Annotated in this window: 27 protein-coding genes and 1 tRNA gene; 2 read left to right on the plus strand and 26 right to left on the minus strand. The window is 35.0% G+C overall.

Annotation, left to right across the window (positions count from 1 at the left end):
- Positions 1-3: 3 nt before the first annotated feature.
- The 20 genes from AsAng_RS05940 to AsAng_RS06035 form a co-directional block, all read right to left on the minus strand.
- Entirely contained in the window at positions 4-393 is a 390-nt protein-coding gene (locus tag AsAng_RS05940; RefSeq protein WP_264791877.1) for a hypothetical protein, read from the minus strand.
- A gap of 21 nt (positions 394-414) precedes the next feature.
- Positions 415-723, minus strand: coding sequence for a hypothetical protein (locus AsAng_RS05945; RefSeq protein WP_264791878.1), 309 nt, complete (start codon positions 721-723; stop codon positions 415-417).
- Positions 724-906: 183 nt separating this feature from the next.
- Entirely contained in the window at positions 907-1809 is a 903-nt protein-coding gene (locus tag AsAng_RS05950) for an LPD1 domain-containing protein (protein ID WP_264791879.1), read from the minus strand.
- Entirely contained in the window at positions 1806-1961 is a 156-nt protein-coding gene (locus AsAng_RS05955; RefSeq protein WP_264791880.1) for a hypothetical protein, read from the minus strand. The genes AsAng_RS05950 and AsAng_RS05955 overlap by 4 nt, the downstream gene beginning before the upstream one ends.
- 115 nt (positions 1962-2076) lie before the next feature.
- Positions 2077-2289, minus strand: coding sequence for a hypothetical protein (locus AsAng_RS05960; RefSeq protein WP_264791881.1), 213 nt, complete (start codon positions 2287-2289; stop codon positions 2077-2079).
- A gap of 13 nt (positions 2290-2302) precedes the next feature.
- Positions 2303-3073: a DNA adenine methylase gene (locus tag AsAng_RS05965; RefSeq protein WP_264791882.1), complete on the minus strand. Its 771-nt coding sequence runs from the start codon at positions 3071-3073 to the stop codon at positions 2303-2305.
- Between the two features lie 152 nt (positions 3074-3225).
- Entirely contained in the window at positions 3226-3591 is a 366-nt protein-coding gene (locus AsAng_RS05970) for a hypothetical protein (protein WP_264791883.1), read from the minus strand.
- A gap of 162 nt (positions 3592-3753) precedes the next feature.
- Positions 3754-4896 carry a hypothetical protein gene (locus AsAng_RS05975; protein ID WP_264791884.1) on the minus strand — a complete coding sequence of 381 codons (1143 nt, stop codon included), beginning with the start codon at positions 4894-4896 and terminating at the stop codon, positions 3754-3756.
- A 61-nt stretch (positions 4897-4957) separates the two neighbouring features.
- Positions 4958-5257, minus strand: coding sequence for a hypothetical protein (locus tag AsAng_RS05980; protein WP_264791885.1), 300 nt, complete (start codon positions 5255-5257; stop codon positions 4958-4960).
- 274 nt (positions 5258-5531) lie between these two features.
- Positions 5532-5768, minus strand: coding sequence for a hypothetical protein (locus tag AsAng_RS05985; protein ID WP_264791886.1), 237 nt, complete (start codon positions 5766-5768; stop codon positions 5532-5534).
- A 22-nt stretch (positions 5769-5790) separates the two neighbouring features.
- Positions 5791-6195, minus strand: a complete 405-nt coding sequence (locus tag AsAng_RS05990) for a hypothetical protein (protein WP_264791887.1) — start codon at positions 6193-6195, stop codon at positions 5791-5793.
- Complete coding sequence (locus AsAng_RS05995; protein ID WP_264791888.1) at positions 6195-6671, minus strand: hypothetical protein; 477 nt, start codon at positions 6669-6671, stop codon at positions 6195-6197. Before AsAng_RS05995 ends, AsAng_RS05990 begins: the two co-directional genes overlap by 1 nt.
- A complete protein-coding gene (locus AsAng_RS06000) occupies positions 6634-8169 on the minus strand; it encodes a hypothetical protein (protein ID WP_264791889.1) in 1536 nt (511 codons plus the stop codon). The genes AsAng_RS05995 and AsAng_RS06000 overlap by 38 nt, the downstream gene beginning before the upstream one ends.
- Positions 8170-8440: 271 nt before the next feature.
- Positions 8441-8641: a hypothetical protein gene (locus AsAng_RS06005; RefSeq protein WP_264791890.1), complete on the minus strand. Its 201-nt coding sequence runs from the start codon at positions 8639-8641 to the stop codon at positions 8441-8443.
- Between the two features lie 128 nt (positions 8642-8769).
- The gene (locus AsAng_RS06010; RefSeq protein ID WP_264791891.1) at positions 8770-9555 is read right to left on the minus strand and encodes a nucleoside triphosphate pyrophosphohydrolase family protein; all 786 of its coding nucleotides are present in this window, start codon (positions 9553-9555) and stop codon (positions 8770-8772) included.
- Positions 9556-9585: 30 nt separating this feature from the next.
- Entirely contained in the window at positions 9586-9840 is a 255-nt protein-coding gene (locus AsAng_RS06015; protein WP_264791892.1) for a hypothetical protein, read from the minus strand.
- Positions 9841-9885: 45 nt separating this feature from the next.
- Positions 9886-10125, minus strand: a complete 240-nt coding sequence (locus AsAng_RS06020; RefSeq protein WP_264791893.1) for a hypothetical protein — start codon at positions 10123-10125, stop codon at positions 9886-9888.
- 56 nt (positions 10126-10181) lie between these two features.
- Positions 10182-10478, minus strand: coding sequence for a hypothetical protein (locus tag AsAng_RS06025; protein ID WP_264791894.1), 297 nt, complete (start codon positions 10476-10478; stop codon positions 10182-10184).
- Positions 10479-10493: 15 nt separating this feature from the next.
- Positions 10494-10775: a hypothetical protein gene (locus AsAng_RS06030; RefSeq protein ID WP_264791895.1), complete on the minus strand. Its 282-nt coding sequence runs from the start codon at positions 10773-10775 to the stop codon at positions 10494-10496.
- 235 nt (positions 10776-11010) lie between these two features.
- On the minus strand, positions 11011-11142 hold the full coding sequence (locus tag AsAng_RS06035) for a hypothetical protein (RefSeq protein ID WP_264791896.1): 132 nt from the start codon (positions 11140-11142) through the stop codon (positions 11011-11013).
- Positions 11143-11365: 223 nt separating this feature from the next.
- Between AsAng_RS06035 and AsAng_RS06040 the strand changes: the two genes are divergently transcribed.
- Complete coding sequence (locus AsAng_RS06040; protein WP_264791897.1) at positions 11366-11731, plus strand: hypothetical protein; 366 nt, start codon at positions 11366-11368, stop codon at positions 11729-11731.
- Between the two features lie 194 nt (positions 11732-11925).
- Positions 11926-12753 (plus strand): PD-(D/E)XK nuclease domain-containing protein, encoded by an 828-nt coding sequence (locus AsAng_RS06045; RefSeq protein ID WP_264791898.1) that lies wholly within the window; start codon positions 11926-11928, stop codon positions 12751-12753.
- A gap of 59 nt (positions 12754-12812) precedes the next feature.
- Here the strand turns inward: AsAng_RS06045 and AsAng_RS06050 are convergent, their stop codons facing one another.
- The 6 genes from AsAng_RS06050 to AsAng_RS06075 all read right to left on the minus strand — a co-directional run bounded on the left by AsAng_RS06050 (position 12813) and on the right by AsAng_RS06075 (position 20320).
- Complete coding sequence (locus AsAng_RS06050; RefSeq protein WP_264791899.1) at positions 12813-13622, minus strand: HNH endonuclease; 810 nt, start codon at positions 13620-13622, stop codon at positions 12813-12815.
- Between the two features lies 1 nt (position 13623).
- Positions 13624-15387 carry an AAA family ATPase gene (locus AsAng_RS06055; RefSeq protein WP_264791900.1) on the minus strand — a complete coding sequence of 588 codons (1764 nt, stop codon included), beginning with the start codon at positions 15385-15387 and terminating at the stop codon, positions 13624-13626.
- Positions 15388-15389: 2 nt separating this feature from the next.
- Positions 15390-16589: a DNA adenine methylase gene (locus tag AsAng_RS06060; RefSeq protein ID WP_264791901.1), complete on the minus strand. Its 1200-nt coding sequence runs from the start codon at positions 16587-16589 to the stop codon at positions 15390-15392.
- A 626-nt stretch (positions 16590-17215) separates the two neighbouring features.
- Entirely contained in the window at positions 17216-18382 is a 1167-nt protein-coding gene (locus tag AsAng_RS06065) for a site-specific integrase (protein ID WP_264791902.1), read from the minus strand.
- A gap of 427 nt (positions 18383-18809) precedes the next feature.
- A tRNA-Arg gene (locus AsAng_RS06070) sits at positions 18810-18883 on the minus strand.
- A 102-nt stretch (positions 18884-18985) separates the two neighbouring features.
- Complete coding sequence (locus AsAng_RS06075) at positions 18986-20320, minus strand: sodium:solute symporter family protein (protein ID WP_264791903.1); 1335 nt, start codon at positions 20318-20320, stop codon at positions 18986-18988.
- Between the last annotated feature and the right edge of the window lie 152 nt (positions 20321-20472).

A 20472-nucleotide genomic window follows, 5' to 3' on the forward strand; every position in this document is an offset into this window, starting at 1 on the left:
ATTTTACAAGTTTTTTAAAGCTTGATACAATGATTTTAATTCTGAAATATGCGTAACCGTAGCGGCATAAATAGACGTTTTGTGAAGATCATTAAAGGAACCATTTAATGCCTCTAGGTCGTCATCCTGAAAGATGCCATCCATCATTAAAGCATATTCGTCTTGCCCCAATTTGTTTAAATGCTCCTGGACCAAAGCCAAGACTTCTTTTTTGTCCACGGGATGCGGTAAATCTTGTTGATGCTCGCCTTGTGCGACTTTGGTGGGCGCTGGCTTGGAATCGCTTTTATTGGTGGCTACGACTCGTAAATTAACGGCTTTAGACAGTTGTAAAGGGCTTCCGTCCAAAGTGATGACAGCTCCTTTTTTGAGTTTGATTAATTTGCTATACATGGTTGAATTAATTTAGATAAATTAACGATTAATTTGTTGGCTCTTTTTGGCTATTTTTCTGCGTTTTCTACGCTTTTTTACGGCTTTTTTGCGTTGTTGCTGTTGGTTGGTTGTATCTCTTAATCGGGTTGTTTTTTGAATGCTTTTTACGGGCTGTTTTTCTATGGATAAGGGCACTGCTTTTTCCTGCTCTATTCCATCCAATGCCCAAAACTCATTTTCGTCTAAATAGACAATTTCTTTTTTTTGAATTGCTGTTGAAGGAGCTGGACTAGGGCCTAAAAAATAAAGTAGCCCTCCAATTAGAATTAAGCTCAATATTAAAATCATGGTTTTTTATTTTTTATGTAATCAATTGGTTTTAGATAAAGTTAGAGCATGTCTTTAGCATTGAAAAGAATTCAGATTACAGGGGTCGAATTTAATGGCGTATTTTTTTGACTTTCTTTGATGACATAAAAAAAGCTGCTCAAAAATGAACAGCTTCTTTTAATATTTAGATGGAGAGCAGTTTTAAAAATGCTTTCTCATTTGGATCAATAACTTGTCAAAAAGCGGCACCACCGTTTTTATTTCCGAAAGGAGCATATATTGAGCGGTGTGGTACTTGGTTTTAGTTAGGAAGACATTTTTAATCTTCAATTCCTTTAGTTTATAAGAAATGTACTGTTCAAATAAACGAGCAAAAATCTCATTTCTACTTAGAAAATAATCCCAATAACGATCAGGAAGTAGCTCTTTAATTCGCTTCACATAAGCAGACTCAGAGCGTTTGCTGCTATCCCAATAGGCCTTTTCTAAAATGGACTCCATTAAATAGCGCATGGGGTACTTGTTTTTATCGTATTGAATCCGTGTAGGGTCAGTAGAATGCCCATCCGATAAAGCATAAACTTTAGCGGTTGTTTCTACTCTGGAACCAAAGAAGTAATCCAAGAAATGCCCATACTCATGCGCAAAAGAACCCACTCCACCCGAAATAACAAAACGAGTTGGTTTGGTGTACGGCTCCTTAAAACGGTGCGCTTCCTTGTAACGAGTCATGTTGATGATGTGCGACCATGGCTCATAATGCGCTTTAGCTCCTTTTTTGCCCCTTGCCCCAAAGGCAACGCCTAAATGTTTGTCTAAGCCTAAATTATTGCCTTTAAAGCGTAATACTCGATTGAGATCAAATAGACAAACGGCTAAAGCTGCTAAATAATTAAAGCGATCCTCATGGGTGACCCAGTTGCCAAATTGATACCCTTTGAGTTTAAAAAATTCCGATACATCTCGTACATCTTTGATCTTTTTCAAATCATTACTGGCATCGCCTTTTCTGAATTCTTGGTAAACTTTTTTAAAGCCTTGGTCTTGCCACCATTGCTCTGCCTTTGAACCGCCCTCAGGACGTAAGGTATCTATAATTTTCATGAGCGCTTGCGATTTGATTTAGGTTTAGAATTTGATTTGGGCTTACGGAGCTTTTTTTGATGCTCTTCGTTTAATAAAAAATCAGGGACAGCCATGCCCACAACTTCTTCTCCTGGTCTTAGTTTAGCTCTCGTTTTTTTTAGCTTTTTCATGTGAATTAGAATTTTGTAAATAAATGTAAAAGCCCTAAAATAAAGCATTGTAAGGCTATATGCAAGCAAATAAAAAACGCCACTAGAAACTAATGGCGTATTTTTTTGACTTTTTTTATTTTGCTTGTTTTTCTAATGGATTTTCAAGTTGTTCTAACCAATGTTGATAGCCTTTTAATTGACCTTGACAAACCGACATACTCAGGTCTATACTCAATTTTACCAAAGGAATCTTTTGTGCTCGTTTAAGCTTTCGCATCTTTTTTAATTCGGCTTGTAATTCTTCTATTTTGGCTTCTAAGGTTGCTTTTTTTTCTTCTTTTGTCATGTTGCTAATGTTCTTAAAATAAAGTTCTTTGAATGGGTTGATAATTGGTAATGAGCAGTTCCATTTTTCTGTTCTTGATGTTTTGCCGTTCCCGAATGGGTATGATATTAAAACCCCTCCTTTTGGCTTCTGCAAGAATAAAGGGATGGTCAAATTCACTCATGGCACATTTGATTCCTGAATGGCTCATAATATCAAAGCAATCCAGACTTTCTTTTTGTGTCCAGTTGGGCACCTTATAGCAATGTTCTGTTTCAAGGTAGACAGGATCTAAATAGACAAAGGCTTTTTCTTTGTCCAACACCGTTCTAGAAAAGGATATTTTGCCCAAGACTTCCCTAAAATCATAGTTCGTAATTTTGGTGTTTTTTAGGGCTTCAAAGGTTGGTTCTATTCTTGTTAATAATCTAGCTTTGGTATTGTCTAAACCTAAACGCAGGGTGTCCCCTTTTCCCAAATAAGTGAAATTGCTCAAGAACAAAAATCGAATTGCTTTTTGCAGGGGATCTGTCTCTTGTTGTTTTTTCCAATGCTGAACCAAGGAACTGCTAATGGGCAATAATTCTAAGGCTTGATATAAATCTTCTTTTCGTTCCTTAAGGATCAAAAATAAATTGGTAACATCATCATCCAAATCATTCAAAATATTGAATGCTGCTTTGGGGCTGTAAAAGAACAAACCTCCTGCTCCAAAAAATAAATCAATTCGCATTCGATGATTTGGAAAATGGCGGTAAATGGTCTGGGCTAATTGGCGTTTGTTGCCTAATCGGGTTAGTATCATTTTTTACTGTTGTTATTCATTTTTACTTCCCAAGTACTGCCAAAGTACTTTGGCAGTACTTCCTTTATATATCGGCGTTTCGGGTGTTTTTAAGAATTTCCAAAGTACTGCGAAAATCTGCCCGTTTTACTTTGGCAGTAAAGCAGGTCGTTTTAACGATTCTTTTGCTTTTTAACAGTTTCATAAAGTTGGTCTAAAGCTTCGAGGTTGTTTTTGATATTTTGGATAACAGCATATTCATCCAACAAAGGATAGTTACTGAGAAAAAGCTCTAGTTTGTCTTCTAGACGATGTTTTTTAGTGTAAATAAGCCTTGTTTGCTTTTTTGGTTCGTCTGTAAATTTCAAGAAATACAATTCAGCTTCTTGTCTCATTTTATTTAAATCCAAGTTTTGCAAATACTCATATTCCTTGTCTCCTGGTCTTTCAGATGAGATCATAAAAACAGTTTCTCCAATTACTTGAGCGATGAGTTCACTCACGGTTATAACATCTGGTAATTCTTCTATCTCTATCATTATTTTAGAATTGTTTTTTTGGTTGTTTTACTTCCAAAGTACTGCCAAAGTACTTTGGAAGTACTTCCTTTATTTATCGGTGTTTCGAGTGTTTTTAAGAATTTCCAAAGTACTGCGAAAATCTGCCTATTTTACTTTGGCAGTACTTTGGAAGTACTGCCTTTATTGATTGGCTTTTCGCTGCTCTCTTGCCGCTACCATACAAGCCCGACTACAGTACTTATGATTGTGTGTTTTGTGGATAAAAGGGCTATCACAATGCGCACAAATTCGAGTATAATCCTTCTTAACCTTTTCGGTTTCGGTCACGTGATCTTCCTGTTCGTAATCCTTAAAACTAACTTTCTTGGTTGCTCTAACACCAATCGTTTCCACCTCCAAAACCTTCGCTTCTTCAGCAGGGATTTCCTTGTCCACTTTCGGCATATTTTCAGAATCACTAGAAGGGGAGCTGTTCTCCTTCGCCTTTTGTCTTTCCTTTTCACATTCGGTATAATACCACCAAGAAAAGCAGAGCGAAAAGAGAAACAAAATCTCAAAACCAATGGCTGCAATAACGAGCTGTTCTCCTAACTTCATTCGCTCTTTTTCAACCGCCACTTTTGCCGCTTTATTTTGCAATAGGGTAGCTGCTTGAGCGGCTTCATTTTTTTTGTCTAATACTTGGAGCGCAGAATCTTTTTTATGTTCTGTGAGCGCAATCCTTTCATTAATGCGCATGACCTCTTTGGAATCTTCGGTGCGAATTCTACCATGATACAAGCGAGTTTGAATATAATTTTCTCGTTCTTTGGTCAAGGTTTCAATTTTCGTATCGTAGATTGCCTTGACTGCTTCTGCTTCTTTTCCTTCGGGGAGCAGCTCCATGGCATCAGCAATAAAAAGACTGGGCAAGATCTTGGCACCTTCAATGGAAATGTAAATGCTGGTGCCCACCATCAACAAGGCTAAAAAGGTAGGGAATTTTTCAACCTCTTTGTATTGGTTTAGACTCTTCATTACATCGTTGGTGGCTTCTCGTTTAACCACTTCAATCATGCTAACCAAGGCAGCGGAAAAAACAACTCTGATAATAAGAGGCGAGCTTTCAAATAAGTAGGAGAGCATCACAAAAGCAGTTCCCATGCTTGCGAGCTGAGCAATGCCGCTCATGCCGATAAAGGCGGTATTTGCCAAGGCAAACCGCTCAGAAAAACGCTTGTGTTTAAATTTTCCGTCTAAGGTTTTGTCTAGTCTATCCCGAAATACAATGCGGTTGATCTTTTTTCGCATTTCTGCGTAGGGATTTTTTGTGAACGTTGTCATATCTTTGTCTTTTAATTCTTTTGAATAGGAGCGGCTTATTATCCCTAAGCAGCTCCTTTTTTTAATTGGTGAATGCGCTTCTAACTTTGTTTAATTTTTGGATAAAGCGTTTGATTCGAATGGCTTCCTTTAAACAAAATAGGTTTAGCAGAATGGATTTACATCGAGGATCGTTTAGTAGCTTAATTCGGTTTAAACCAACTGGCCAAACTGCTGCCCAGCCAGTTTTCCTTCTGATCCTTTTAGCTAATAAACCATCGTACATCCTCTTTTTTCTTAGCAATTGTCGAATAGACATTTTTAAAAAGAGTGCGAGTTGTTCTGCTTCTTCTAAGGTGTTAATTTGTTTTTTGTAGTACATTTTAATCGTGTTTGGAGTCAGATTCTTTATTGTCAAGTAGTAAATAAATATCTAAGGGCGTTGATTCTACCCAGTTTTTAAAATGTAGGAAATTGATAAAATAAGTCACTGTTACAAAGGAATAGAGCAGCCCCCAAAGGCAGCAAAAAAGCAGCCCTAAGCAAAAAATTACAATTATTCCATACTGGTAAATTAAATAAATGCCTAAGAGCGTTATGATCCAGATGAGGAACGCAGAATGGCCCATCTTTATAAATTGTTTGTTGGTCATTTTCTAAGGGGTTATATTTTTTTCAAATTTTAACATCATGTCCAAATCATCTTTGAGGTCTGGACGATCTTTAAACACACAGAGGACAAGTGCCATAAAATCGGTTTCACTATCGGTATGCACGTGAACAAAGCCGTTTTTGTCCGTTCTTAATAAAGCCCAAAGCTCCGCTCCATTTAATAAATGGTGAATGTCTTTGGCTACATTGGCTTTGTTGATATTTTGTGTTTCTACTGCCATTATTTTTGTCTTTTAAATGCGGTTATAATAAGCTCAATCCTTGATTGGGTTGATTGATGTCGTGTTGGTGAAATTGGTCTAAAATGGGTTGTAAATAGGCTAAATAAAAGGGTTCAAAATCCTTGTCTACTTCTTCGGCTACCGCTTGGATGCTATACTCTAAACCGTATTTTTCAGAGGGGCTAAGTTGTAGGCTTATTTTGCTTTTCATGGGTTTACCGCTTCGTTCTAGGCGTTGAATCAGTTTTGAAATTTTGATGAATGCTTGTAAGAGCGTAGCTTGTATTAATTTTTCAATCGTGCTTTTCGCTTTGGTTTCAATTAGATATTGACCTAACCAGTAATGGAATTTATGCCAATGGGAGCGCTGTAATTGTAAGGGGATCTTATCTTGAATTAGGACGGAATGTTGTCGATAATAATCCATTACATCAAAAATCTTCCTTGGTAACGGTTAATCAATTTTTTCTCCTGGTAAATATCAATTCTCAGCACGTCCTTATTCCAGTATTTTGTCACCTCATTAAGATCATAAACCCGTTTACTGATGCCCTTTTGGCTGCCATGGCGGTTTTTGTATTGTTGGGTAGGAATGATGTACAAGGAGTAGGAAGTAAGTTGTTTTTTGTAGTCCTTTAGATCCAATCGCTGTAGTCCTGTTTTGGGATGGTAATAATGATAAATATTCCCTGTTTTAACTTGCTTAAGTACCGCCCAAGACCATTTTCCTTCTACGCTTGCCAAATACCGTTCAATCTTCGTTAAATCCTTGCCAAAGTTGCTTATTTTAAAACCATTGGGCTTGCTGTTGTTCTTAAATTTTATCTGCAAATAAGCAACCGAGGGCGCTTTGTATTTTCTCTTTTTAGTGCTTGCCATTTCTTTGGCGTTGGAGGTGTTCATCGTTGAGCAGTGGTTTAAATTTTTGTATGAATAAATCGCCTAAGGCTTTCATTTTATCTTCGTTCAAATAAGGATTATCTTTCAAGCTTTGATACCAGTGGTTGTAATGTTGAGCAATGTCTTTGTAGACTACCTTTGCGCCTTCCTGCTCCATTTGTTCAATGGCGCTACTGTACCGCTTGTTGATCCATTGCACTTGCTGAAAATAGGCTTTAGCCGTTTTGTTTTTATCAAAATAATTGGCTTGTATTCGATCCCAATCGTCCATGGAATAATTCAGAGCCTTGACCGCAGCCGTTGAGCTGAGATAATCCACTGGATAATACAGTGGATAGCCGTATTTGTCGGCGTGTTTTTGTTGTTTGATGATGGCATGAGAAACGATCTCAATGGCAGAGCGCTCCTCATGGGGGAGTCCTGCTGCAAAGTTCTTGAGCAACTTGGTTTGTTGCCTGCTGGCCAAATAAGCAGGATTTTCACGGAACGACTGGATTTTAGCTTGTCGATAAGCTGTTACATGCTCCGCTGCTAGATCCAACAGTTCGCCAAGCATTAATTTGCAATCCGTGTTGGTTTGCTCGTTGTACACTTGGTTTTGATAGAGGTTGTAGCGCATCAAATCCCATAATTTTGCACAAACATGCTCCTTTTTAGACGCTTTTCGGGGCGTAATCTTTGGAGAATCGGAGGAAATAGACTTGCTTCCTTGTCCTTCACCCGATTTCTGAGTATTAAGCGCCACAATAGTTGGAGAATCAACTGGCATTAACTTGCTTCCTTGTCCTCCATCTTGAATATTGGATGGTTTAAGCTTGGCGACAGCCAAAGCCGCTTTATCCACAACTAAAGGACTATTAATGATTGATTCTAGTTCTTTATCTTTATATAGTAAAGAACTTTGTTCGTACTGCGGTAAAGTTTCCCCTTTAACGTCAAAAAAAGAGGGGGTATCAGAGGCCCCAGAACCCTCATAGCAAGGCTTTATACACAAGACCTGAGGGCTTATCCACAATTGGATTTTTCCTCGTCCCTTGGGGCTTTGTTCGTCTGGATAAGGATTTCTTAGACCTGTATGTACATGGTTGACCTTTTCGGTAATGATACCAATGTCCATGAGCTTCTTAATTTGGTTGTAGACGGTCTTTTTATTGGGCGATAGTACTCGATGCTTCGCCGTGTCGTTTAAGAGCGTGATCAGGCTAGGAATGGTCGTAAAACAGCAATATTCTCCATGCATACGGCATTCCTCGTACAAACCATCTTGATGCTTCTTTAAATTCTCCATGGTGGGGGCAACGCTGCGAATGATCGCATGAAACAGATCAAAGGTATACGGCGTTACACCGCCCCGTTTTCCTGCCTTTTTGCGCTTGGCTTGATAAGCCGCCATCATATCTTTTCCTGCCTTCTGAGTCGCCTTTTTATCAATCATTTCATAAAAGCTAGGACTCAGGGAACTATTTTTAACCTCAGGTTGTATGTTAGGTTGAGTTTGCATTTTATTGTAAACCTTGTGTGTTTTTATAGATTAGATAGTATGTTAAAGAGGGGGTTGCTCCCAAACCCCTCTTTTAAAAAATCGGCATATAGTCGCCGTAACTTGCAAACGATTGTTTGCTTCCTCGCAACTGAGCAGAGAATCGAACCCTACTGAATACCGTTTGCGGTTTGTTTATCCCAGTATCCTTATCCTTTTCAGTTTACTTTTTTACGCATTAGTGCTGTTCTTCTATTAGATGACGAGAGCAGTTAGTAACCTAAAAAAGAGCTTATCTGTTTTTTAGGTAACCAACAAACTTACTTATAAGGATACCTTCCTTGCTTCCTAAATCAGGGTAAGAATCAACACTAGTCAAGGTAGAGCCTCGCCCAGATGGTTGGGAGCGTAGTGTGCCTTGATACATCTTTCCATTTTCTTGAGCTTTAAATTCATGTAAGCCATCCTTTATTTTTCTAAATGTTGCAATCATCTTATTTTAATATTTTATTTAAAATTTGTTTCCATATAATCGAACCCTTTTTGCATCCAAGCCAGTTCGTTTTAAAATGGAGCTGCATTCTGCCAAAGCAAAACACAGCTCTTCACAATTATAAACCCCTAATCTTTATTTTCTTCCAGATAATGGTAAGCCAGCTTAACCCGAACATGGCGCTCAATATCTATGTTCATTCCTGCCGCTAAGTCTAAGAGCCGAATAATGGCACCAGCAATTTTATCCTCGAACGTATGCTCAATGTAGTGTTCAAAAGCTTCTTTGGGGCTATAAATACCTGCATCGTACAAATCCCAATTGGCAGGCGTACTTTCTTGGTAAGCCTCCATGGCTCCGCTCAGCTCTGCGGTAACTCCCATTAACAGTTCCCCTACAGAACGGTGTTTGTCCCAAAATCCCTTGGTTTGATTTAGGGCATGAATTTTTTGTGCTAAAACGGTTAGATTCCTAGAGGGAGCAGGAGAGGGGCTTGGCTTTTTTGCCTTGCTTTCTTCCTTCATGGTCAACAATAAATTCAACCCCATCTTTAACACCTCCATCCATTCTGCAAAGCGTGGCTTTTTAGTTGCGGCTTCTTTAGGCTCTTTTACTTTTCTCTTTTTTAGGAAGCCTTTTTTGTACTTCAAGCCCAATTCCTTGCGGTTCTCCTTGTTGTTGGGCACGATCTTTCTGCCTCCTTCCACACCAATCGCTAAAGCGTCTACTGCTGATTTTTCAAGATAGATTAGTTCTTTGTCGTTGTCGTAATAATCCTTGGTGACATAAGCTTTGTTTAGATCCGTATCCACAGGTAATACCCCATTAATTTCGGCTTCTGTTGCAAAACACAAAGCGCTTTCTTCTTTGGGCGTATTGATGACCACAAGGATATAAAATTCGTATTGTTCCATTTTTGTTTTATGATTGTTTTAAAAGGTGATTTAAATATTTAGTTTTAGCACTTTGTCGGCTATGATTTGGCGGTTTCGTTGAACCTCTTTTTGGAGTTGAAAGATTTCTTCATTAAGTATCTCATTCTCTTCTTTTAGATCCTTAATCTCTTCCTTTGTCTTGTTTTGTTGAATGATGATGGTTGCAATATCATAGGCATTCCAGATAAGCAGAAAGGTAAAAGCAGTAAAGAACCAATAGAATGGGGTCAGCTTTTTTTTCGATTTAATGCTGTTTGAATTCATTGTTTGTTGTTTATAGCGGTGTACGCTGGGCAATTAAAACGGTGATTATTGAGGTGGAAAACGCTGCGCTATACGATTTGAAATTCTGCGGTGTTGATCAATCGCTTTGAGTTCTGCTATGATGGCTTTGTTTTGAGCCTTGACCGCTTGAATTTCTACCCTGACTGCTCGCACTTCTTCCTTGATGCTATTGGTAAACGAAGCGCTCACTTCATAGCTCAGTATAAAAGTGACGACCAGTAAGAGCGTTCCTCCAAAGAAGATCCGTTTTGTTATTCTGTTCATAATATTGGTTTGATTTTTAGCGTTCTTTTATAGATTCATTAAAAATGGTATAGAACTCAATCAAAACTATCCGCATCTTTTAAATTATCATCTCGATATGCCATGACCTGTTCAAGTCTAAAAAAGATCTTGCCCGTTTTGGTGTATTTTTGTCCCAATAACTTGCGATCTTGATTGTACTTTCTTATCGTTCTTGACTTCACCCCCAATAGGATCGCTGCTTCCTGAGAGGTGATTTTTATCTTCGATAATATTTTAATACATGCTATCAGTTTATAGAATACCTTTTTTGCTGCTCTGTATTCTTCGATTTCTTTTCTAAGTTCGGCCTTGAGTTCTTCGACCTCATTCATGGGTCCTCCTTTTTTTTAGATATGCATTAATTTTTTGTATTCTCGTGCAGACAGCGAATCATAGCCCAACTCATACTCCTGAACCACCTCTTTTAAGTCAGCGCCCAAAATAGGGACGAGCTTTTGGATGGTGGGATAATCGAGCAGATTAGGATTTCTTAAGCGTAGGGTGGTCATGCGTTGACTTAAACCCAATTGCTGCGGTAAACTCTTAAAATCTGCTGCGGATAAGGTATTGAGTACATGTTGGTAAAAACTACGATTGCGCTCTGTTGTCTTTGTCGTGTTTGTCTTCATTTGTTTGTGATTCGTTGTGTTTGGGCAAAGCTTCGCCTAACCGCCTTGGTGTGCAGTTGCCTTACTTTACTAGTTTTAATAATTGGTTTTTGCTCTAGCAAAGGGATTCGAACCCTCCAACTTTTTTAAGCCGCCTACCTTCTAAGGCGCTAGATCCATAGAAACACTCAACTTAACCTATAAAGCACACCCTTTTGGTATGCATACTTAGCAGTTGGACGCTAGAAGTTGCCCTCTAGTCGTTGCGCCCTATCCCCATAGATGCAACAATACTTCCCAGTACGCCCAATTTGATCCAACCTCCTTGATTGAATTTTAACCTTTTTCCTTTGCCTTTTCTTAACATTTTGTCTACATTTGTTGACATGCCCGTCTACATTGGTCTACATGGTCTACATTTGTTGACATGCTTTTGTTAAGAAAGTGTTAACATTATAAAACCCTATTTCTTTAAAATTTTTGGCTTTTTGGTTTGAATTTATTTTTCTTTAAAGTGTTTTTATTTACATGCTTAATCACTTTGATAAAACAAATATAGGTTTTAGACTCCATAAAGTCAAATTTAATGGCGTTTAAAACCTCAATGAATTGTGATGATTATCTCCAGAATTTTGCAAATAATTGAATTAAAGGGAATTAGTAAGAGGAAGTTTTATTTAAAAACTGGACTTTCCAATGGTTTTTTGGATAAACAAAGAGATATAGGTGTAAGTAAAGTAGAAAATATACTCCAAGCTTACCCCGATGTAAATCCAATGTGGCTCTTGTTGGGAAAAGGTGATATTTTTATGGAGGATAAAGACGATAGTGTTTTACAAAAGATTACTCAAGCAGATCAAAAGGAAGATATTGAACACCTAAGAAAAGAAATAGAGCACTTAAACGAAAAGCTAAAAGAAAAGGAGGAACGATTAAAAGATAAAGAAGAGATTATTCGATTAATGAAGAGTCGGTAATAAGAAAGCATTTTTGCTTTTTTTTGCCTCAGTATATAATTATTTAAATTATACTATTTTTTATAAAAAATTAACATCTAGCACTCAAAAAAATGTAGATAGTAGAAAGGCTGAGATAAAGCTGTATCATTAATAAACAAGAAGCAAGTCTCCAACCAATAATTAACAAGAAGCTTAAAACTAAATCAATTTATATGGATGATAATAATTTACCTTATCTAGTAAAAAAAATCAACACTCTTTCAGATGAAATTCAAAGTAGGTTCTACGAATACATTTCAGGTAATTTAACCCCCCCTTTTACTTTTTATGAAGAAGAAATGCCTAACTATATTGAATTTTGGATAGAAGAATCTACTAAAAATTTGTATTACCTCATACTTACCTTTCTAGAGAAAAAAGGACTTAGTGAAACATATAAAACTTTTAAAGAAAAATTTTCAGATAGAATAGATAAGACAAAAAATTTACTAGAAAACAAAATATATCACCCAGAAAACACTTATGAATCTGTAATGGTTATTAGTTTTTTTCAGTTCTTAGATGCATTTCCAGAATTTGATGGAAGAGAAAAAAACGTTGATGTTTTAAAAAAATTGAATAATATTCTCGAAAATACAAACAATATTATTAAAAAGCTTCAAGTGATAGTAAATAGGGAAGAAGATATTTATAAAGCTGTTCGCTGGGTTATAGAATTGTACTTTCCTAGTGTGAAAGCCGTTGGAAAAGCCTCTTTTATACAACAATTTAAAAGTTATCACCCTGATATACTAATTCCTGAGTTAAAAACAGCAATAGAATACAAGTATATCAAGACATCAAAAGAAAATATTATTGAGAATTATATTGATCAAATTAAAACTGATTCAGATAATTATACTGGTGACTCTCGCTTTAATAACTTCATTGCTGTAATCCATCTAAAGGATGTGACTATTGCTACACCTGATAGAATAAAAACATGTTGGGAAACAAAAAAATTTCCAAAAAATTGGAATTTAATTATATCTCTAAATTAATAAAATTACTATTAGGAAAGTTTATAATGAATATAACATAAAAGAACATGCTTAGAATACTATTGAGTCAGTTCTTTTATAATCTTATTTAACCAACCTTGTGTTATAGCATAACGCCTAAAGGCTAGAAATTGATTTTTTTTATCTTGGGAATCTCTTACGAATTTTTGAACTATCGTATAAATTTTTGTGCGAACTATATGGGGTAAAGTCGATTTTTCATTTAAGATGGCTCGTATGTCATTTCTAAAACTATTCAAAATAGATCTTCTCTCGTCATTTAATGGAATTCTATCTATTTTACAATATTCTATAGTATATGAGAATCGAGGATCATTTGATTTTATTATTCCATTCTCTTCAAATTGTATATTTCCTAGAGGCTCTGTTACCTCTGGATTCACCATCATGGGGATTTCAATTGCATCATAATTACTGGAACTTTGGTTTATTAATTTAAGATTTTTATAACTAAAAGCAAAAGTTGCAGAGGTTCCATTAAGTTTAAAATTTACGCCTTTATATTGATTACAAGATGAGCACGAATACAAAAGGTTATCCCATGAATATGCTAGCCAATAATATGTAGTTTTAGGTCTATAATGTTCTACATGATATTGTTCAACTTTCCACTCACAAAATGCGCATTTCCCATTATAAATATTATTTAAAGCTTCCTTTATATCTTTAATTTTATAGCGATTATTATATAGAGGTTTATCTACATATTTACCTTTTCTTATGAGTTCTAATCTTCTTGTATGAGTAGTTCTAGGAGGACGAGGAATTTTTCCATCTGTAAAGTTTACTGTAATTGGAATTCTGAGAGATAGAGGAACTTTTGTTATGTCTTTTTCTATTTTTATCATATTATCCTAATTCTTCATCTATAATATTTTGGATTAATGAGTCTATTTCATTATCAGAAATAAATGTTTCTCCTTTTTCTTTCCGTTCACTCAGCATATCTTCTAATTTCTTATTAATTTTATAAAGTAGATAGGTTTGACTGGTATCAGAATTATTATTATTAGTATCTAATCTTGAGTCCTCTAAACCAAATAAAGGAGATGTTAACAAAGTATTAATCATCAAATGATTTAAATCTTTTCTGTAGTAAGGAGCGCTTACTCTTGTTTTTCCATCATTGGAATTTCTAAATACTCTATAAATGATAGCATCATTAGAAGCTCCTTGGATAATAGTTGGGCTATGAGTTGTAAACATAAATTGAATATTAGGTAGTAGTTTACGTAGTTTTTCAGCTAAAGATCTTTGCCATTTTGGGTGCAAATGAAGATCAATTTCATCAACTAAAACTATTCCATGTAATTCTTCAATATTTTTAGTTTCAGGTTGATTTTTTAAGAGACGAGAAAGTAGATCGGATATAAAAATAATAATACTTTTATAGCCTTCAGAAAGCTGATCAAAATTTAGGATTGTTCCCTTTTCTTCAAAGGTAACACCTCGACCATCTACGCTTATTTTGACGTTTTTTTCAAGAAGATTATGAAATATTTTTTCTAAACTAGAAACAGAAAGAGAACTTTGTTGATTTTCTTTTGATGTACCTAAACTAAGTTCTAGATATTTTTGATGTTTTAACCAAGAAACAGGGTTAGTTAAAGTTTGATTATTATCAAAAAGAGACATAAAACCATATTCCTCTGGATCATCTGTTGAATATCTTCCTCGGTGGGTTCCATAGGCTAAAAAGTTATTTAAAAATCCTACATTTTTTTTCGCATATACTTTGTTTCTATCATCAATTCCTATTAACTCCATTCTTTTATTATTTTTGATAATATCAACAACTTTTCCAGTTTTTTCTTTATTCATCTCATTTACAATGAGGTGTCTATTGAAAGCAAGATAAATAGCCATTAAGATTAGAGATTTACCATCTCCATTTTCTCCTAAAAAATAAACCTCTTTAGCCCCCTCTATATCTTTTAAATTTACATCTTCTACAGAAAAGAAATTTGATATATGAACAGCATCAATGAAGCTACTTCTAACTACTTTTATGCCCTCCAGCCAATCTTTAAATTGGGTTTTAGAAACGCTAAGAGCTTTATAAAAATCATTAGCATAACAAATGGCATAAAATTCAGATTGCGTTGGTTTACGTTTTAACAATCTAGTAATTCTTTCTTCTAAAACTTGTTTAAATAACTTCCCAACGTAAAGATTTTGAAATATTGGTGTAAAATCATAAGGTACTTTATCTTCTCTTCTTAAAAAAGGAGCAGCAGCACCAGATTCAATTAAAGCACTCCTTATATTTGTATATTGTTTTCCATTTTCAATAGTAAATACGCCTTTCATATTTCCTTCAGAGTATTTATTCGCAAATGAAGCTATAATATCACCGTGAGTAAATAATACACAAAAGAGTGCAAAAAGAGATTTTTCTTTAGGATGGTTTTGGATTTCGAGCCAATAATCAGGTAAAGGGTCTTTAAGAGAATTTACCCCAAGAAAAGATCTAAGGATGGGTTCATCTATTTTAGCTTCTTGCTTTTTAAATTTATAAAGTGTTTCTTTATCATATACAACATCCATTACTTGAACTATATCATATTTAGTCCACGATGTTTTTAGTTTTGAAAAATCTACATCTACTAGCATAACTATATTGGTCTTGCAATAATCAAATATTCTTTAACTTCCCTTGATTTATCTTCAGATCTCCCCATTGTACTATGAGTGTAATCAACAGCTTTTGAATGTACAATGTATTCATTTTTAAAAATTTTTGTTGCTATATTTAGTATCTGTTCTAAAGAAATCATTCCATTATTACTATAACTTAGTATAAGTTTTGAGTTCTTTCTTTTTATTTTCTCAAACATTACTTCAAAAGCCCCAATAACTTCTGTCCTTTTACAAAATGGAGATTGATGTCGATCGGTTCTATATCGTCCTTTAAATAGAACCTCAGGATAATCATACTTAACTAATGTTTCTAATACGTGGTAAAATCGAGAATAATGGACAAAGGCATAGGGAGGGTCAGCATATACTAGAGTACCTTTAGGAATAATATCTAAGCAATCTCTGTAATCTAGAGAAGTTATTACATGGTTAAATTTATTAGACTCTATTGATTCTATTAGTTCAATAAGCTTTTTCCTAAAATATGGAAGTATTTCTTTTCTACGATATATAATAATATCCTTCATAGATGCTATATTGTTTGCATCTCGATATTGAGCATAATGTCCTGTGCTTTGTGCATTATATGCCATTGCAAACATTAAGCTAGAAAGTATTGGATAATAAGCAGGTGATTTAATGTATTTTTCTGCCGCTGCTCTTAATCCATCAATCCATAAACATTGTTCAAATGACCAATATGTGCCAGAATAGTTCTTAATAAATAGAAAATGTTTGGTGTTTTTAAAATCAGTATTGATTAGTTCTTGCTGCTGTTTTTCTATTATATTAAATTCGTCTAGAGACATTTCTATTGTATAATCAAAAACTAAATGAGGATATAATTTTTTAATTTTATCAACATGATTTTGAGCTAATTTCACTACATCATTTATTAAGTTTTTAAATTCAATTGAATCATAATTTCCAAGATATGTTTTTGATAGAATAGCTGAGTATTTTTGAATATCATTTGAATGCATTGTTGCAGAATGACCTAAAGAACCACTTAAAACACTTGTTCCTGCAAATAAATCACATATATTTTCTCCTTCGTATATTTCATTAATAGAATCTCCTAAGTATGCCAAGAGTTTTCGTTTTGATCCCATATATTTTATAATATGGGGAACTTCTAATTTATAATCTATTGTGTGTATGTGTTGTTGATCCAATATATTTATTTTTTGCTCTTAAAAAACAATATGATTAAAAAATATTCTAAAATTAAACTTTACACTAAAAAAAATAAACCATGCGTTTATTTTTTTTAGTGTAAAAATAAAAACATAAAGATACTTAATTGAGGAGATTTTGCATTAATTTTTAATTTTTGTTTTAAATATTTTTAAAGTATAATTTAAAGTCTTTTTTTACAAATTCAGTATATAATTGACGGCATTAAGTAAAAAGTTGAAGGATAAAAAATGAAACTTATCTCAGAGATTTTTAAAGAAAAAAAAGTATATAGAATATTTATATTTTTTTTGTTTTGTGTAATCTTGTCAATTGATTAATAAAAAGATAAAAGCTATCTTTTACGTAACAATTTTGAAGTAAACTAACGAAGTTGTTTAAGAACGTTGTTGATTTGCGAGATCAAAACTAGCGGTTATCGGGCAAAGCTCGTTTTTTTGTTTCGTAGCTGGAAACTATGAGGCAGAAAATAGCTGTCGACCCGATGGCTGCTATGGTTATATTGGAGGTTTTAAGATCATCTTTAAACAATTTCAACTAGTATATGTTTAGGAATAATGAAAAGTGAAAAGAACTGTATTTGATACCGTTTCAATCTTAAGTGCTACCAATCCACCCCATCCAAGGCATCATTAACCAACTTATTAGACAAATGCAAATAGCCCATAGTCGTTTCAATTTTAGAATGCTGTAAGATCGCCTTTAAAATATGAATGGGCACTTTAGAGGCTAAGTGCGTAGCAAAAGTATGGCGACCAACATGGCTCGTGATCGTTTTGGGAATGGCAGCCAAAGCAGCCAGCTCCTTGAGGGTACGATTAAAATACTGGTTGGTGTATTTATGAAAGATCGGCTCCTCTTCAGCGCCCTCTTGGATGATTCTATATTTATAGATTAACGCTTCGGGTTTTCGCTTGTGCAACTTATACAAAGGCAGTAAGAGCTGCTTGCTGGTCTTTTTGGCCACAAGATTTAAGATTAGCCCCTCCTTATCCTGATCGATGTCCTTATGGCGTACAGCGCAAGTATCAGAAAAGCGCAAGCCCGTATAACAAGAGAAAAGAAACATATCCCGAATCAGCTCCAGATAAAATTCATCCTGTTTAAAGGTCAAGGCTTCTAAGCGTTGCACCTCGTCTGTAGATAAGACCGTTCGCTCTGTGGGTAAAGAACCAGGTTTAAAATTAAGATAAGGGTTTTTGTTGCCATCAAAGGTTCCTCTTTTAATAGCAAGATTAATGTATTTACGTACCTGCTTATGATGGGTGAAAACTGTATTAACGTGTAGTTTTTGCTTATAGAGAAACTTATCAAAATTCTCAATCAAATTATAAGTCAGCTCTGAAAACTGAATATCCTTTTGAAAGCGTACCCAATGATTAAAAGCTGTTTTGTGCTTTTTTTTGGTTTCTTTGGTCAGCTTGGTATCGTTTTCCATCTCATATTTCCAAAAAGCCGTAAAGGACTGCACATCTTCGTATTTAAAATACTCCTCTAGTTGCTCCAAGGTCATGGAGCCGTGCTTCTTGATCCAATCCAAGGTATAGACCTCTAATTCGTCTAGTTGCCGCCTTATTTCAGCATTGTACTGGAAACTGTGGGGATGGTTGATGACCATATTGCCCTTATCGCTCCATTGGGAAGGGGTAAGGTAGATGCCAGTAGAAAAATATTTTCTTTTAGCATTTAAATAGGCTCTTATTTGGACGAGTGCCGTGCCGTCCTTTCTTAGTTTATTTTTAAAGTTATAAACAACTACAAATTGGATCATGATTTATCTTTTTTTAAATGTTTGTAAACTGATTAACAATAATCATTCTAAAAAGAAACCATGAAAGCGAAGAAACAAGACCGAATCAACATACCCTAAAAATCAAGGGTAACAAACGAGTAACAAAAAACAGCGATGAATTGTCACTCAAGAACAGCAAAAAAAGATAGAATAGAACTAAAAAAGTTTGAAACAGCGATGTAAACTAATTTAGACGATTTTTATTTTTCCAATAAAAAGAGCAAAAAGCTCTAAAAAATGGGTAACAAACGGGTAACAAAAAAGTGCCCTTACGTGCCCTGTGAGGCTCTAGGCTTTGTTACCGAAAAAAATCAAGTTCAAAATCAAAAGTGATAAAAAAAAGCTAGAACCCCGATGGTTACTAGCTTTCAAAATTTCGTATGTCAACAAATGTAGACAAATATAGCGCCCACAACAGGGTTCGAACCTGTAACCTCTGGCTCCGGAAACCAACACTCTATCCAGTTGAGCTATGCAGGCAATAAAACAAAGATACAAAAATACAGAAACTTGACTTGTTTTTGAGTTAAAATAAATATTATTTTGTTGTAGAGGTATGCTGTATCTATTTTTTGAAAACGGTTAATTCCAAAAGAGCTCATCATTTTTACTTTTGTAAATGAGTCCTAAAAAGGAACCTAGGAGTACCAACAAAACAATTTTAGGGCTAGAACCAAATAATATAATACCTATAATTAGGGCGGTGACCCCACCTAAAGTAGAAGCGATAAAACGCCCTGTATTATTGCCTCTACTAATGATATAAATCATAGGAATCGAAATGGTTATTCGCATGGCTGCTCCAACAATTGTAATGTCAACAATACTTCTCCAGAAAAAAGCGATAAAAGTTGCGATAAGAACAACTAAAACAGTCATCAATCGAACCATTTTGACCTTATCCGTAGGATTAAGGCTGAGAGTTGCGTGGGAAGAAACGGCAAAAATATTGGTATCGGCAGAGCTCATTAGACCAGCAAAAAATAAAAGAAGCAGAACAGGTTGTAAAGAGGGAGATAAGAGGTTTTGCATGGCATAGATGAATGCATTGTCATAGTCTAGGCTATTATTTTGTGCCAATGCAGATAAGCCAACAAGCATGAGTAGAAAAACAATAAGAATAATTGGAATTAGTGCTAAGCTCATCCCTTTTTTTACTGCATTGACGTCTTTGGCAGCATAACAGAGTTGGTAACGATCTGCCAGACCAAAAACAGATAGACCGCCATATAACATTAAGCCAATAATATCACTTGCCTTTACCGTTTCTAGTGGTTGTACGGCTAGCAATTGATTAACTTGGATGGTATTATCTGCTGACAGGACATTAAAAACTATAATTCCTAATAAAATTAGGATGATAATCGTTTGAAAAATATCAGTAATAATAACAGCTTTAAAACCTGATAATAAGATATAACAAAGGATAATAACAGCAGTAAATATAAGGGCTATTTCATAGGACAATAAATCAAAATAAGCAATTGTTTTGGCGCCGCCAACTAAGGACAATAGAATCCAGAAAAATTGTATAAGGATCGTAACGCCATTTGTTAATAAACTAGTGTTGGTATTATTGGTGATAAAACGTACTAAATCGCCTTGGGTATAAAATTGTTGTCCTAACGAAAATTGTTTTATTTTAGGACTGGCCCAAAAGGCAAAAATGCTATATCCAAAAATAGCGCCTAAAATAAGAGGAATGACCCCCCAACTGCCAAATTTGTAGGCATAACTGGTATAGGTAATAAATGTACTAACTCCAACAGCACCTGCAAATTTAGAAGCTAAGATGTTCCATGTATTTCGGTCTCTACCTGATATTAAATAATCTTCCTCAGAAGCATTTCTGGCGTAGAAGTAGGATAGACCAATAATAAGCAATACATAGATGCTAATAAAAAGGTAGATTTCCATTGTTGTTGTTTTGTGAGGAATGTAAGATATCGATAGTGCAGTTGCAAAAGTATCTAAATTATTCTAATTAGACAAAAAATGCACAGCCCACCACAGGCTGTGCAAAAACATTAAGAACCTTCTTCTAAAACACTACAATTCTTTTATTTTTT

Origin of the sequence: Aureispira anguillae, assembly GCF_026000115.1 — a bacterium.
GTDB classification, from domain to species: Bacteria; Bacteroidota; Bacteroidia; order Chitinophagales; family Saprospiraceae; genus Aureispira; species Aureispira anguillae.

Bases quoted from the DNA above. Each gene is read 5' to 3' on its own strand.
- AsAng_RS05945 (WP_264791878.1), bottom strand. From the start codon at position 723: ATGATTTTAATATTGAGCTTAATTCTAATTGGAGGGCTACTTTATTTT.
- AsAng_RS06025 (WP_264791894.1), bottom strand. From the start codon at position 10,478: ATGAATGAGGTCGAAGAACTCAAGGCCGAACTTAGAAAAGAAATCGAA.
- AsAng_RS05995 (WP_264791888.1), bottom strand. From the start codon at position 6,671: ATGAACACCTCCAACGCCAAAGAAATGGCAAGCACTAAAAAGAGAAAA.
- AsAng_RS06010 (WP_264791891.1), bottom strand. From the start codon at position 9,555: ATGGAACAATACGAATTTTATATCCTTGTGGTCATCAATACGCCCAAA.
- AsAng_RS06035 (WP_264791896.1), bottom strand. From the start codon at position 11,142: ATGTCAACAAATGTAGACAAAATGTTAAGAAAAGGCAAAGGAAAAAGG.
- AsAng_RS05940 (WP_264791877.1), bottom strand. From the start codon at position 393: ATGTATAGCAAATTAATCAAACTCAAAAAAGGAGCTGTCATCACTTTG.
- AsAng_RS06020 (WP_264791893.1), bottom strand. From the start codon at position 10,125: ATGAACAGAATAACAAAACGGATCTTCTTTGGAGGAACGCTCTTACTG.
- AsAng_RS06005 (WP_264791890.1), bottom strand. From the start codon at position 8,641: ATGATTGCAACATTTAGAAAAATAAAGGATGGCTTACATGAATTTAAA.
- AsAng_RS06055 (WP_264791900.1), bottom strand. From the start codon at position 15,387: ATGCTAGTAGATGTAGATTTTTCAAAACTAAAAACATCGTGGACTAAA.
- AsAng_RS05990 (WP_264791887.1), bottom strand. From the start codon at position 6,195: ATGGATTATTATCGACAACATTCCGTCCTAATTCAAGATAAGATCCCC.
- AsAng_RS05955 (WP_264791880.1), bottom strand. From the start codon at position 1,961: ATGAAAAAGCTAAAAAAAACGAGAGCTAAACTAAGACCAGGAGAAGAA.
- AsAng_RS06000 (WP_264791889.1), bottom strand. From the start codon at position 8,169: ATGCAAACTCAACCTAACATACAACCTGAGGTTAAAAATAGTTCCCTG.
- AsAng_RS05950 (WP_264791879.1), bottom strand. From the start codon at position 1,809: ATGAAAATTATAGATACCTTACGTCCTGAGGGCGGTTCAAAGGCAGAG.
- AsAng_RS05965 (WP_264791882.1), bottom strand. From the start codon at position 3,073: ATGATACTAACCCGATTAGGCAACAAACGCCAATTAGCCCAGACCATT.
- AsAng_RS06065 (WP_264791902.1), bottom strand. From the start codon at position 18,382: ATGATCCAATTTGTAGTTGTTTATAACTTTAAAAATAAACTAAGAAAG.
- AsAng_RS06030 (WP_264791895.1), bottom strand. From the start codon at position 10,775: ATGAAGACAAACACGACAAAGACAACAGAGCGCAATCGTAGTTTTTAC.
- AsAng_RS06075 (WP_264791903.1), bottom strand. From the start codon at position 20,320: ATGGAAATCTACCTTTTTATTAGCATCTATGTATTGCTTATTATTGGT.
- AsAng_RS05970 (WP_264791883.1), bottom strand. From the start codon at position 3,591: ATGATAGAGATAGAAGAATTACCAGATGTTATAACCGTGAGTGAACTC.
- AsAng_RS06015 (WP_264791892.1), bottom strand. From the start codon at position 9,840: ATGAATTCAAACAGCATTAAATCGAAAAAAAAGCTGACCCCATTCTAT.
- AsAng_RS05980 (WP_264791885.1), bottom strand. From the start codon at position 5,257: ATGTACTACAAAAAACAAATTAACACCTTAGAAGAAGCAGAACAACTC.
- AsAng_RS05985 (WP_264791886.1), bottom strand. From the start codon at position 5,768: ATGGCAGTAGAAACACAAAATATCAACAAAGCCAATGTAGCCAAAGAC.
- AsAng_RS06050 (WP_264791899.1), bottom strand. From the start codon at position 13,622: ATGATAAAAATAGAAAAAGACATAACAAAAGTTCCTCTATCTCTCAGA.
- AsAng_RS05960 (WP_264791881.1), bottom strand. From the start codon at position 2,289: ATGACAAAAGAAGAAAAAAAAGCAACCTTAGAAGCCAAAATAGAAGAA.
- AsAng_RS05975 (WP_264791884.1), bottom strand. From the start codon at position 4,896: ATGACAACGTTCACAAAAAATCCCTACGCAGAAATGCGAAAAAAGATC.
- AsAng_RS06045 (WP_264791898.1), top strand. From the start codon at position 11,926: ATGGATGATAATAATTTACCTTATCTAGTAAAAAAAATCAACACTCTT.